Here is a 13239-nt window from a genome sequence, read left to right on the forward strand (position 1 = left end):
TTCCGTAAGCTACACGCAGGGAGATTCTGCATGAAGAAGTCACGTTTTTCCGACAGCCAGATCCTGTCGATACTCAAGCAAGCCGAGAACGGCGTACCGGTTCCGGAGCTTTGCCGTGAGCACGGCATGAGCAGTGCCAGCTTTTATAAATGGCGCGCCAAGTTTGGCGGCATGGATGCATCGATGATGGCCCGCCTGAAAGAGCTGGAGGATGAAAACCGCCGGCTCAAGAAGATGTATGCCGAGGAGCGGCTGAAGGCTGACATTCTCAAGGAAGCCATCGAAAAAAAGTGGTGAAGCCGTCTCGTCGCCGTGAGATGGCGCAGAAAGCCGTTGATGAAAAGCGTGTCAGCATTCGTCTGGCCTGCTGGATGTTCAGCATCAGTGAGACCTGCTACCGCTATCATCCCAAACTGAGCAGCGAGAACGCTGAGATCGCGGACTGGCTGGTGCGGCTGACCCACAATCAGCGGAACTGGGGCTTTGGTCTGTGCTTCCTGCATCTGCGCAATGTGAAAGGCTTTACCTGGAACCACAAACGGGTCTATCGGATTTACCGGGAGCTGGAACTGAATCTGCGCATCAAGCCCAAGAAGCGTCTGGTTCGTGAAAAGCCGGAACCGTTGGCTGTGCCGGAAATGATCAACGACAGTTGGTCGATGGACTTCATGCACGACCAGCTCAACGACGGACGCAGTTACCGGCTGTTGAATGTGATCGATGACTTTAACCGCGAGGGGCTTGGCATCGAAGTGGACTTCTCGCTTCCGGCAGAACGGGTTATCCGATCACTGGAGCAGATCATTGAATGGCGGGGTAAACCGCGCTCTATCCGTTGTGACAACGGGCCTGAGTACATCAGCGGCAAGCTGTCAGCCTGGGCCGAAAAACGAGAGATCAAGCTGGCGTTTATTCAGCCTGGCAAACCCCAGCAGAATGCTTATATCGAACGCTACAACCGAACGGTCCGTTACGATTGGCTGGCACAGTATCTGTTCGACAGCACCGAAGAAGTCCAGGATTATGCCACCCGCTGGCTCTGGCACTACAATCACGAACGCCCCAATATGGGACTCGGAGGAATTACTCCTCAACAAAAATTGGCCATGATGGCCTGAGGTCTACTTTTGAACCCCGTTAAAAATGGGGGGATTACCCCAGGACTTCAAGGCCATCTTCCAGCCCTTCAGCGAGCTGAAGATCATTGACGATTACACGTTCGATTTGGTCACCAAAGAGCCCTATCCGCTGCTGCTCAATACCGCCACCTACATCTTCCCGATGGACAGCGAGTTCTACAGCGGCAAGACCGAGGACGGCAAGGACAAGAGCGCCATCGTCAAGCACGGCAACTCTTTTGCCTCTGAGCATCTGTCCGGTACCGGCCCCTATACTGTGACCGAGCGCCAGCAGGGTGTCCGGGTGGAATTCGAGCGCTTTGATGACTACTGGGATACCGAGTCCCCGGGCAACGTCGGCAAGATTACGCTGACGCCGATCAAGGAAAATGCCACCCGGGTCTCGGCGTTGCTGTCCGGTGGCGTGGACTTTATCGCCCCGGTGCCGCCGACCGATCTTGAACGCATCAAGCAGGATCCGAACACCAGCCTGGTGACCATGAGCGGCACCCGCATCATCCTGCTGCACATGAACCAGGAGCGTGTCGAAGCCTTCAAGAACCCGAAGGTTCGTCAGGCTATCGCCTATGCGATCAACCAGGAGGGCATCGCGGCCAAGATCATGAAGGGCTTTGCAACTCCGGCGGCGCAGATGTCACCGCGGGGCTATCAGGGCCACAATCCAGAGCTCAAGCCGCGTTATGATGTCGAGAAGGCGCAGCAGCTGATGAAGGAAGCCGGTTACGAGGATGGCTTCACCATCACCATGATGGCGCCGAACAACCGCTACGTGAACGACGACAAGATCGCTCAGGCGGTGGCCGCCATGCTGGCGCGCATCAACATCAAGGTGGATCTGAAAACCCTGCCGAAGGCCCAGTACTGGCCGGAGTATGATAACCGCTCTGCGGACATGATGATGATTGGCTGGCACGCCGACACCGAGGATTCGGCCAACTTCTTCGAGTTCCTGACCTTCTGTCCGAACGCCGAGACCGGTGCCGGCCAGTACAACGCGGGTATGTACTGTAACCCCGAGATTGACGCCCTGGTGAACAAGGCCAGTGTCGAGACCGATCTGGACAAACGGTCCGCCATGCTCAAGGAAGTGGAGCGGCGCCTGTACGACGATGCGGCCTTCATTCCCCTGCACTGGCAGGACCTGGCCTGGGCCTCGAAGAAGAACGTTAAGATCGAGCCGGTGCTCAACGTCATGAACTTCCCGTACCTGGGTGATCTGGTTGTCGAGTAATCGTCCGTAACCGCGGGCCGGCTCCGGGTGATCCGTAGCCGGCCTTTTGTTTGCAAGCTTTACCCGGAAAATTTCCATGCTAGCGTTTTTGGTTCAGCGGATATCCCAGGCGGTTCTGGTCATGTTCGTGATCAGCGTGATCGCGTTCGCCATCCAGGATGGCCTGGGGGATCCGCTTCAGCAGATGGTGGGCATGTCGGTGTCCGAACAGGAGCGGGAGGCCCTGCGCGAGGAGCTGGGGCTGGATGATCCGTTCCTGGTGCAGTACCTGCGGTTTGCCGGCAATGCCCTGCAGGGGGATCTTGGTACCTCCTATTTCTATGGCGAACCCACCATGGCGGTCATCCTCGACCACCTGCCAGCGACCCTGGAACTGGTGATCGGAGCCAGCCTGATCATCATAGTGTTTTCGGTACCTATCGGCGTGTATGCGGCGATCCGGCCCCAGGCCTGGCTGGCCAAGTTTTTCATGGGCATCAGTACCGTGGGCATTTCCATTCCGGTGTTCCTGACCGCGATTGTGCTGATCCAGCTATTCTCCATCGGGGTGACGGTGCAATGGTTTCCGTCCGATACGGCCTGGGGGCAATGGCTGAACGACTTCTTCTCCACCGAAGGCGGGCTGCCATCGTACGGCCGCGGTGACAACCTGACCCACCTGTTCGGTACCTGGAGATCCGGCTTTTTCAGCGAAAGCGGCCTGATGCACCTCGTTCTGCCATCAATTTCGCTGGCGTCAATCATGTTGCCGCTGTTTATCCGGCTGATTCGCGCCGAGATGATGGAAGTGCTGCAGAGCGACTACATCCGCTATGCCCGGGCCAAGGGACTGAGTGCCGGCCGAATCAACTTTCTGCACGCCCTGAAGAACACCATGTTGCCGGTAATTACGGTCGGCGGTGTGCAGATCGGCATCATGGTGGCCTACACCATTCTCACGGAAACAGTGTTCCAGTGGCCGGGTGTCGGGCTGATGTTCCTCGAGGCGATTACCCGCAGCGACATTCCGCTGATCGTGGCCTACCTGATGGTGGTCGGCCTGATCTTTGTGATCACCAACACCGTGGTGGATCTGATCTACGGCCTGGTGAATCCCACCGTAAAACTGACAGGTAAGAAAGCATGACAACGGCAACGGCAACGGTTTCCCGCTGGGACCGCTTCCGCGAGTCCTTCCTCTGGTACAGCTTCAAGCGCGACAAGGTGGCGATTGCCAGTTTCGTGGTGCTGGTGCTGATGGTGCTGGCGGCGGTGTTTGCGCCTTTGCTGGCGCCCACCGACCCCTACGATCTGGCGCAGATCAATATCATGAATTCCGAGCTGCCGCCGGTCGGCCTCAGCGGCGCTGACCCGGCTTTCCCTCTGGGCACCGACGCCCAGGGCCGGGACATGCTCTCCACCATTCTCTACGGCACCCGGGTGTCGCTCCTGATCGGCTTTGGTGCCGTTCTGCTGCAATCGGTGCTGGGCATCCTGTTCGGCCTGCTGGCCGGGTACCTGGGCGGCAAGGTGGATTCGGTGCTCATGCGCATCGCCGACGTGCAACTGTCGTTCTCCACCCTGATGGTGGCCATCATCGTGGGCGCCGTCTTCAAGGCCAGCTTTGGCAACCTGATGTTCGGCGAGATTGCCATCTACATGCTCATCTTCATTATCGGCGTGGCGGAATGGCCACAGATTGCCCGCACCGTGCGCGCCTCGGTGCTGGCGGAAAAGAAAAAAGAGTATGTGGATGCCGCCAAGGTGATGGGCTTCGGTACGCCCCGGATCATGTTCCGGCACATTCTGCCCAACACCCTGTCGCCAATTTTCGTGATCGCCACGGTGCAGATTGCCAACGCCATCATCTCCGAGGCTGCGTTGTCGTTCCTGGGCCTGGGCATGCCGGAAACCCAGCCGTCGCTGGGCTCGCTGATCAAATCCGGTTTTGACTATATCCAGAGCGGTTCCTGGTGGATCACTCTGCTGCCGGGCCTGGTGCTGGTGGTGCTGGTGCTGGTCATCAACCTGTTGGGTGACTGGTTGCGGGATGTAATGAACCCACGGCTGTACAAGGGGTAACACCATGGCACTGTTGGAAGTAAGAGATCTTGATGTGCGTTTTGCGGTGCGTGGCGGCGACCTTACGGCGCTTCGGGGCATCAGCTTCAGCCTCGATAAAGGCGAACGCCTGGGCCTGGTGGGCGAATCCGGCGCCGGTAAATCCGTGGCGGCGTTTTCCATCCTCAATCTGATCGCCAAACCCGGCTATATCGCCGGCGGCCAGATCCTGTTCGAAGGCCGTGACCTGGCGGCCATGAGTGAGCGGGAGCTGCGCAGGATCCGGGGCAACCGCATCGCCATGATTTTCCAGGATCCGATGATGACCCTGAATCCGGTGCTGACCATTGGTACCCAGATGGTGGAAGCTATTCAGGCGCACCGGAATACCGGCAAGAAAGAGGCGAGAGCGATTGCCCTGGACCGGCTGCAGAAAGTCCAGATTCCGTCTCCGGAAAAGCGCCTGGACCAGTACCCCCATGAATTGTCCGGTGGTATGCGTCAGCGGGTGATCATTGCCATCGCGCTACTGCTGGACCCCGAAATCATCATTGCCGATGAGCCGACAACCGCCCTGGACGTAACCATTCAGGCGGAGATCATGGATTTGCTGCTGGATCTGTGCGAGCAGGAGAACGTGGCGCTGATGCTGATCACCCATGATCTGGGCGTGGTCTCCCAGGTCACCCAGCGTATGCTGGTGATGTATTCCGGCCGTATCATCGAGCAGGGGCCGACCCGGGAAATCATCAACGATGCCCAGCACCCCTACACCCAGGGATTGATCAATGCGTTGCCCCAACTGGGCGAGCCGGGGGCAAGGCTGTTCCAGATTCCCGGTTCCATGCCGTCCCTGAAGAACGTCCCCACGGGTTGCCCGTTCCACCCCCGTTGCAACTTTGCCACCGAGCAGTGCCGGCACTCGATGCCGGACTATGTGCATTCGGGCAATGTGGAGGTGGCCTGTTACGAAGTCGCCAACCTGATTGAGCAGGAGAAACGCATGCAGGAGGCCGAATCATGACCTCCCCTTTGGTAAGTATCCGCGGTCTTGAGAAACGCTTTGACCTCTCCGGCAGTCTGTTGGAACAGATCAGCTTCGAGGGTGGCCGTTTTCGCCGCAAACAGGAATCGGTGCACGCGATTAACGGTGTTGATCTGGAAGTGCAGAAGGGTGAGGCGCTGTGTGTGGTGGGCGAATCCGGCTGCGGCAAGTCCACCGTCGCCCGCACCGTGATGGGGCTGATCTCCCCGAGCGCCGGCGAAATCCACTACGACGGCCAGCGCATCGACAACCTGGAGCGCAAGGCATCTCTGCCGTACCGGCGCAAGATGCAGATGATCTTCCAGAACCCCTATGCCTCCCTGAACCCGCGCATGACCATCCAGCAGACCCTGGAGGAGCCGATCCGCTTCCACCATCCGGACTGGTCGCCGGCCCAGGTGCGGGACAAGATTCACGAAGTGATGCATTCGGTGGGCATTGATCCGGACTGGGGCAGCCGGTTCGGCCACGAGTTCTCCGGTGGTCAGCGCCAGCGGATTGCCATTGCCCGGGCACTGGCGGTGGACCCGGAATTCATTGTGGCCGATGAGCCGATTTCAGCCCTGGATGTGTCCATCCAGGCCCAGGTACTGAACCTGCTGATGGACGCCCAGGAAAGCCGGGGCCTGACCTACCTGTTCATCACCCATGATCTGGCGGTGGTGGAGCATTTCGGTACCCGGGTGGCGGTGATGTATCTGGGCCGGGTGTGTGAGCTGGCGGACACCAGGACTTTGTTTGCGACGCCCCGGCATCCTTACACCCAGGCGTTGCTGTCGGCGATTCCGAAGCTTGAGGATGACCGGCCCAACCACATTCGCCTGAAAGGCGAGGTGCCCACGCCGGTGAACCTGCCTTCCGGCTGTGTGTTCCACGGCCGCTGCCCCTACGCCAACGAGCGTTGCCGGCAGGAAGTGCCCGGGCTGATCACCACTGATGGTGGTAATCAGGTGGCTTGCCATGCGGTGGAGGAGGGGCGGTTGTAACGGAGGCGCGACCATAGGCTATGATGCCTTCAGTTAAACGCTCTGCCCTATAACCCGCACCCTCAGGGGATTCCATGGAAGTACGCTGGCTGGAAGATTTTCTGGCGCTTGCCCGCACGCGCCATTTCTCACGTGCTGCCGAATTGCAGCATGTGAGCCAGCCGACGTTCAGTCGCCGCATCAAGCTGCTCGAAGAAGCCATGGGCACGACCCTGATCAATCGCCAGACCCTGCCCTTGACGTTGACCCCGGCGGGGGAGCTGTTTCTGGAGCTGTGTGGGCGGATTACCCGGGACGTTCGGGACACCCGGGAGCGCATTACGGCTCTGGAAGCCCAGGCGTCGGCGCGGATCAGTGTCGGCTCGACCCAGGGGCTGTTTTCCCACTTCTACCAGGGGTGGGCCACCGACGCCGGTATTGCCGAGCGCCTGCAGCTCAACCTGAAAGCCACCAGTTGGGTCGGCGAACAGTTCCTGGATGCTCTGGAAGGCGGTGAATGCGACCTGGTGCTGTGTTACTGGCATCCGGACCTGCCCTGGGGCGCCCGGCTGACGGCCGAGAGCTTTGAGTGGCTGGTGCTGGCCCGGGAAGCCCTGGTGCCGGTCAGTGTTGCCGACGAGAGCGGCCAGCCACGGTTCCCGCTGCCGGGCAGCCCGGAGCAGCCGGCGCCGCTGATTGCCTATCATAACCGGGGCTTTCTGCAGTCCGCGATCGAAGGCCACCTGGCGCGGCAGAGGCTGAGCGCCAACCTGCTGCCCCTGAACGAGAATACCCAGTCGGCCAGCGTCAAGGCACTGGTCAAGCAGGGCTTTGGCATGGGCTGGCTGCCGCAGCGGATGACCGAAAAGAGCGAACAGTTCGGCAGTCTGGTGCGGGCGGGAGACGAGCGTTGGGACGTGCCCCTGGAAATTCGCCTGATCCGCCTGCGGGATGCCCGTTCGGAAGACTTGATCACCCTCTGGAACCAACTGGAAAACTGATATGCCCAATGATGCCCTGCTGTCACTGCAACTGGATCACCTCAAGGAACTCCAGGCCCGGTACGAGTCCGCTATGGCGGAGCAGGGGTTCGACGGCCTGCTGATCGCCTCCGGTGCGGCGCCCTACCGCCATGGTGACGATCAGGCCTGGCATTTCCAGGGCTATGGTCCGTTCCTGCACTGGACCGGGCTGGCCGGCCGGGAACATTGCTGGCTGTGGCTCCGGCCCGGTCATAAGCCGGTGTTGTGGCTGTTCCAGCCAGCGGATTTCTGGCACGCCAACCAACCGTTGCCGGAAGAACCCTGGCAGACCGTTATCGAGGTTCGCAGCCGTCAGTCGCCCGAGGCGCCGGTGCTCGATGATCCGGGCCGTCTGGCGGTAATCGGTGACCCCACAATGCTCGAAGGCGTACCCGGGGATATTAATCCGCAGCACCTGCTTGAAGCCCTGGATGAAACCCGGGTGCGCAAAACCGCCTATGAAATCGAATGCCTGGCCCGTGCCAATACCCTAGCGCTGGCCGGGCACCGGGCTGCCCGGGACGCCTTTGTCGCGGGTGAGAGCGAATTCGGCATCAGTCTCGCCTATCAGCAGGCCACCGGCCAGCGGGAAGCGGATGCCCCCTATCACAGCATCATCTGCCTGAATGACCACGCCGGCACACTGCACTACCAGTACTACGATACCCGGCCCCCGGGGCATTCCCGCAGCCTGCTGATCGACGCCGGGGTCCGGTTCCGGGGCTATTGCTCCGACATCACCCGCACCACCGCAGGCCCGGGTGAATCCCGCTTTGCCGCCCTGGTCCTCGGTCTTGAGCGGCTTCAGTTACGGCTGTGTGGCATGGTGGCACCCGGAGTGGACTACATTGATATCCACCGCAAGGCGCACCAGGGCATTGCGGCGTTGCTGTCCGCCACCGGCCTGGTAACCGGCCTGGAGGATCAGGACATGGTGGAGCAGGGCATTACCCGGGTCTTTTTCCCCCACGGCATTGGCCACTTCCTCGGGGTTCAGGTCCACGATGTCGCCGGCAAGCCGACGCCGCCGCCGGACGATGCGCCCTTCCTGCGCCTGACCCGCCGGCTTGAACCCGGCATGGTGGTCACCATCGAGCCCGGGCTTTATTTCATCCCATCGTTGCTGGACCCCCTGCTGGAAGGGGCGCTTGGGCGTCACCTGAATTCGGATCTGATTGGCAAGCTGCGCGGCTGCGGGGGCATCCGTATCGAGGACAACGTGCTGGTCACCGAGAGCGGGAGCCGCAACCTGACCCGGGATTCATAGGCCCGGAAGCTCTCGGGCCCGGGAGCGATTTATTGCGCAAAATTAAGCCAGAAGGCTTGCATTTCTGGATGCTAATGACAATACTTATCACTAACCTTTATTGTCATAGGTGAGTCACGACCATGTATGTATGCCTTTGCCACGGCGTAACCGACCGGGAAATTCGCGAAGCGGCCGATAACGGCGTTTCTTCCATGCGCCAGCTTGGCAAGGAACTGGGCGTTGGTACCCAGTGTGGCCGTTGCGCCTGCACCGCCCGGGAAATCCTGCGCGAGAGCCGTTCCCCGGATTATCTGGCACTGGCCAGCATGCTCGCCCAGCCCGCCTGACGACATTTCCTGCTCCGCCATATTTTTCTCCTGCGCCATAAGGGGCTATCCTAAAAGGCTGATCCACCCAGCCATCAGGGGAGCCCTGCAATGAAAGGCGACAAGAAAGTCATCCAGTATCTCAACAAGGTCCTCGCCAACGAGCTGACCGCCATCAACCAGTATTTTCTCCATTCCCGCATGTACAAGGACTGGGGCATCAGCAAGCTGGCCGCCAAGGAATACGAAGAATCCATCGACGAAATGAAGCACGCCGATCAGTTGATCGAGCGGATCCTGTTTCTCGAAGGATTGCCGAACCTCCAGGACCTCAACAAACTGTTGATCGGTGAGAACGTCGAGGAAATGATCTCCTGCGATCTCAAATTGGAGCAGATCGCCCATACTGACCTGAAAGAAGCCATCGCCTACTGCGAGGAAGTTCAGGATTACACCAGCCGCCAGCTGTTCCGCAGCATCCTGGACAGTGAAGAAGAGCACATCGACTGGCTGGAAACCCAACTGGAGATGATTTCCCAGATGGGCATCCAGAACTACATTCAACTGCAGTCATCCGCCGCGGAGTAACACCAGACAATGGACCTGTCCTGCTTTAAAGCCTACGATCTGCGCGGACGAGTGCCGGATCAGCTCAACCCTATCCTGGCCGAGAAAATCGGCCGGGCCTACGTGGAAGTGACCGGCGCGAAAAAAGTGATCGTCGGCTACGACATCCGCCTCTCCAGCCCGGACATTGCCGAAGCCCTGAGCTCCGGCCTGATGGCAGCCGGGGCGGATGTCTTTGATATTGGCCTGTGTGGCACCGAGCAGGTGTACTTCGCCACCAGCCACTACAAGATGGACGGTGGCATCATGGTCACCGCCAGCCACAACCCCAAAGACCACAACGGCATGAAAATGGTCGGCCCCGAATCCCGGCCCATCAGCTCCGATAACGGTCTGAACGACATCCGTGACCGGGTGCTGGAGCCCTTTGCCGATGCGCCCGAGCAGGGCCGCTATGAGGCCCTGGAAGTGATGAGCGCCTATATCGACCACCTGCTGGGTTACGTCGATGCCGGTTCCCTCAGCCCGCTGACTATTGTCTGCAATGCCGGTAACGGCGGCGCTGGCCTGGTCATCGACGAACTCGAGCAGCACCTGCCCTTCGAATTCGTGAAAGTGCACCACCAGCCCGATGGCCACTTCCCGAACGGCGTGCCCAACCCGATCCTCCCCGAAAACCGCGCCGCCACTGCCGATGCCGTGATCGAGCAGGGCGCCGCCATGGGCATCGCCTGGGACGGCGACTACGACCGCTGTTTCTTCTTCGACGAAAACGGCCGGTTCATCGAAGGCTACTACATCGTCGGATTACTGGCCGACCAGTTCCTGCGCAAGACCGGCGGCGGTAAAGTCATCCACGACCCGCGCCTCACCTGGAACACCCTGGATCTGGTCAAGGCCGCGGGCGGCGAAGCCATCGAAAGCAAAACCGGCCACGCCTTCATCAAACAGCGCATGCGCGACGAAGACGCCGTTTACGGCGGCGAAATGAGCGCCCACCATTACTTCCGCGACTTCGCCTACTGCGACAGCGGCATGATCCCCTGGCTACTGATCGCCGAACGCCTGTGCCAGTCCGGCGAGCCGTTCTCATCCCTCATCGACGCCCGGATCGAAGCCTACCCGGCCAGCGGCGAAATCAACCGCACCATCGATGATCCCCCCAAGGTCATCGCCGCGATTGAAGCCAAATACAGCGTCGGCGCCAAAAACGTCAGCCACGTGGATGGCGTGAGCATCGAATTCGACAACTGGCGCTTCAACCTCCGGATGTCCAACACCGAACCGGTTGTGCGGCTGAATGTGGAGTCGCGGGCGGATATTCCGTTGATGGAAGAGAAGACGAAAGAGTTGTTAGCGGAAATGGATAGGCTGAACCAGGAAGGTTGACGCCGGAATTTGGGGCCGATCGGTGCGGCTCCTTCTCCTGAAACTGTGCGAGGCCATGGATGGCTGAGCTCAAGCGTCACATGGACGTGCCGCAAGGAGCGTGTTTCAGGAGAAGGAGCCGTGCCGATTGGTCTCGCACGAACGATTTTATTGGATCAGAGCCAGTCGTTCAGCATAATCCCGATACCGAACCGCTGAATCCGGTGGTTATAATCAATCAGACTCTCCCCGTACCCGTTGTAGTACTGAACGAACCCCTTGACTGTATCCCCCATGGGAAAGCTGTAGCCGAACTCCACCGATGTGCGGTTATTGTCCGACTGCAGATTATTCATCAGCCGCAATGAAAACGTCCGGTCCTCCGTCAGCTTGTAGACAGCGCGATAGTTGGCGTAGCCCAGGTAGTCCTCAATATCGGCATTGTCATTCGTGCTGCCCTCCGGAATCCGGTACCAGGGCTCCACCATGAACAGCCAGCGCCCGTAACTGTAGGCGGCTGTGCCGACAATCCGGTTCCAGCTCCGGGAGCGGGGCTCCGACTGACCGTTGGACTGGTGATTGAACCCGATGGTCACGCCGTTCAGCGTCCCCGGGCCGACATCCAAGTCCGTCCGGTAACGCAGGAAAATCTCCGGCTCGTAGTTGGTCTCCCGGAAGGGCGCGGAGTCGTCCTGGTTGTAGACCTGCCAGAAGGACTGCTGGGTATACCCGAACCATAAGGTCGTGCGGTCATCCAGCCAGCCGGTGAGCAAAGGCACCTTGAAGCTGATCTGATACTTCGCCTCCAGGTTCCGCAGTTGGTAGTCGTAGCCCGTGGTGCCCAGCCTTGGGCTGCTGGGCGTTGAGTTGGGGGTGTCCATCCAGGTGACGGGCAGAATGTAGATTGGCCGATAGCCGACAAAACTGCCGGAAAATGAAAAAACCGCTTCTTCTGCGGCCATATAGCGGTCCAGCAACTCATTCATGACGCCGCTGTCCGGGTCCTCATCATTGAGTGCATTGCCGGCAATCTGGTTCAGGGTTTCGTCATCCGGTGCCAGTCGCTCTGCCTTCCTCTGGACTTGCTCCTCCACCACTTCAGGGGCCTGTTCCTGCTGTTTCTCAGGCTCGAAAATGCTGTCGTAGCAGGCCAGGCGCTGGATGCCGTCTTCGATCAGGGCGCATTTGTCAGGCGAATCAATCGGAGTATCCAGGGTGGATTCTGCCTGCACGGGGGAGACCAGGGCACCGATCAGAATCAACGGCGGGGAAGCATATAGGGTACGAACGGATGTCATGAACAGGAAATCTCCTAGCTGGCGGTCAGGCTGAACCAGGTATTGGCTATGCCATAGACCCAGACGCCGATCAGAGTCACCGCCAGAAGTGAAAAAATGATCTTGTGGCGAGACCGGTTGCTGCTGTTGGCGGATGACACCCAGCGCAGGTACATCAGGCCGATGAAACTCAGGAAAACGCCCAGACTGGAAAGAGCGGGTATGAGCAGCCAGGCGGGACTGATGGGCTCGTTGCCAGTCTGGCTGGAGAACCAGCCCATGGAAGCCAGTAAAATCCCCAGTGCGGTAAATTCGGTAATCAGCAGGGTTTTGCGCATCGGGTGAGGCGAAGTGGGTTCCGTATTGGTCATGCAAACAGGTCCTGAAGGGTTAAACACCGGCGAACACCATGGTAACCGGAATGTGCGCGAAACGCCCTCCGACTTACGAAATCGCAATTAAAATGGTTGAAATCAATTTATGATTTTGCGGTTTGGTTTTTTTGCCAGGGCTCAGTCGCTATAATGCGGCGACTAACGATTATAACGCTCAAATGCGAGGTGCATTGTGAAGATGAAGAGAGTCCTGGTTGCTGTACTGGTCGTTTTCGGCCTGACCACCGGCGCCGTCATGGCGAGTGTTGAGGAAGAAATTCGTGCTCGGATCGAGCCGGTTGGCGAAGTATGTCTTGAAGGCGATCAATGCGGTACTGCAGCGGCTCCCACCCAGACCGCAAGCGCGGGCCCGCGCTCCGGCGAGGAGGTGTTCAATGCCGTGTGTACGGCGTGTCACTCCACCGGTGCTGCCGGCGCGCCCATGGTGGGTGACACAGCAGCCTGGGCTCCGCGTATCGACAAAGGCATGGAAACCCTGATCAGCCACGCCATCAACGGCTTCAATGCCATGCCGGCGAAAGGTGGTTGCGCCAGCTGTCCGGATGAGGAAATCAAGGCCGCGGTTGAGTACATGGTCGGGAAAAGCAAGTAATCTGGCGGTTTTGCCATTAACGT

14 protein-coding genes are annotated in these 13239 nt (G+C 59.4%); 12 read left to right on the forward strand and 2 right to left on the reverse strand.

From position 1 onward, the window contains the following. Positions 1–30 precede the first annotated feature (30 nt). From msub_RS18420 to msub_RS18470, 11 genes are all read left to right on the forward strand, one after another. Positions 31–1118 (forward strand): IS3 family transposase gene (locus msub_RS18420; RefSeq protein ID WP_227506621.1). Its coding sequence is split into 2 segments (ribosomal slippage): positions 31–283 and positions 283–1118, totalling 1089 coding nucleotides; the frame shifts between segments, so codons are not numbered across the junction. A 25-nt stretch (positions 1119–1143) separates the two neighbouring features. After that, positions 1144–2370, forward strand: a complete 1227-nt coding sequence (locus msub_RS18425) for an ABC transporter substrate-binding protein (protein WP_227506853.1) — start codon at positions 1144–1146, stop codon at positions 2368–2370. A gap of 76 nt (positions 2371–2446) precedes the next feature. After that, entirely contained in the window at positions 2447–3496 is a 1050-nt protein-coding gene (locus tag msub_RS18430; protein WP_048497590.1) for an ABC transporter permease, read from the forward strand. Beyond that, positions 3493–4431, forward strand: a complete 939-nt coding sequence (locus msub_RS18435) for an ABC transporter permease (RefSeq protein ID WP_048497591.1) — start codon at positions 3493–3495, stop codon at positions 4429–4431. The genes msub_RS18430 and msub_RS18435 overlap by 4 nt, the downstream gene beginning before the upstream one ends. A 4-nt stretch (positions 4432–4435) precedes the next feature. Further along, positions 4436–5434: an ABC transporter ATP-binding protein gene (locus msub_RS18440; protein ID WP_048497592.1), complete on the forward strand. Its 999-nt coding sequence runs from the start codon at positions 4436–4438 to the stop codon at positions 5432–5434. Next, a complete protein-coding gene (locus msub_RS18445; protein WP_048497593.1) occupies positions 5431–6441 on the forward strand; it encodes an ABC transporter ATP-binding protein in 1011 nt (336 codons plus the stop codon). The genes msub_RS18440 and msub_RS18445 overlap by 4 nt, the downstream gene beginning before the upstream one ends. Before the next feature lie 74 nt (positions 6442–6515). After that, positions 6516–7421 (forward strand): LysR family transcriptional regulator, encoded by a 906-nt coding sequence (locus tag msub_RS18450; protein WP_048497594.1) that lies wholly within the window; start codon positions 6516–6518, stop codon positions 7419–7421. A gap of 1 nt (position 7422) precedes the next feature. After that, positions 7423–8709 (forward strand): Xaa-Pro dipeptidase, encoded by a 1287-nt coding sequence (gene pepQ / locus msub_RS18455; RefSeq protein WP_048497595.1) that lies wholly within the window; start codon positions 7423–7425, stop codon positions 8707–8709. 122 nt (positions 8710–8831) lie between these two features. Beyond that, positions 8832–9038, forward strand: a complete 207-nt coding sequence (locus msub_RS18460; protein WP_048497596.1) for a bacterioferritin-associated ferredoxin — start codon at positions 8832–8834, stop codon at positions 9036–9038. 90 nt (positions 9039–9128) lie between these two features. Then, the gene (gene bfr / locus msub_RS18465) at positions 9129–9605 is read left to right on the forward strand and encodes a bacterioferritin (RefSeq protein WP_048497597.1); all 477 of its coding nucleotides are present in this window, start codon (positions 9129–9131) and stop codon (positions 9603–9605) included. A gap of 9 nt (positions 9606–9614) precedes the next feature. After that, a complete protein-coding gene (locus msub_RS18470) occupies positions 9615–10973 on the forward strand; it encodes a phosphohexomutase domain-containing protein (RefSeq protein WP_048497598.1) in 1359 nt (452 codons plus the stop codon). A gap of 155 nt (positions 10974–11128) precedes the next feature. On the opposite strand, the gene msub_RS18475 is transcribed toward msub_RS18470, so the two are convergent. Both msub_RS18475 and msub_RS18480 read right to left on the reverse strand, forming a co-directional pair. Beyond that, positions 11129–12250, reverse strand: a complete 1122-nt coding sequence (locus msub_RS18475) for a phospholipase A (protein WP_048497599.1) — start codon at positions 12248–12250, stop codon at positions 11129–11131. Between the two features lie 14 nt (positions 12251–12264). Beyond that, the gene (locus msub_RS18480; protein ID WP_048497600.1) at positions 12265–12600 is read right to left on the reverse strand and encodes a hypothetical protein; all 336 of its coding nucleotides are present in this window, start codon (positions 12598–12600) and stop codon (positions 12265–12267) included. 202 nt (positions 12601–12802) lie between these two features. Between msub_RS18480 and msub_RS18485 the strand changes: the two genes are divergently transcribed. Beyond that, complete coding sequence (locus msub_RS18485; RefSeq protein ID WP_048497601.1) at positions 12803–13216, forward strand: c-type cytochrome; 414 nt, start codon at positions 12803–12805, stop codon at positions 13214–13216. The last annotated feature ends 23 nt before the right edge of the window (positions 13217–13239 follow it).

The sequence above is a fragment of the Marinobacter subterrani genome, assembly GCF_001045555.1.
In the GTDB taxonomy this organism is placed as follows: Bacteria; Pseudomonadota; Gammaproteobacteria; order Pseudomonadales; family Oleiphilaceae; genus Marinobacter; species Marinobacter subterrani.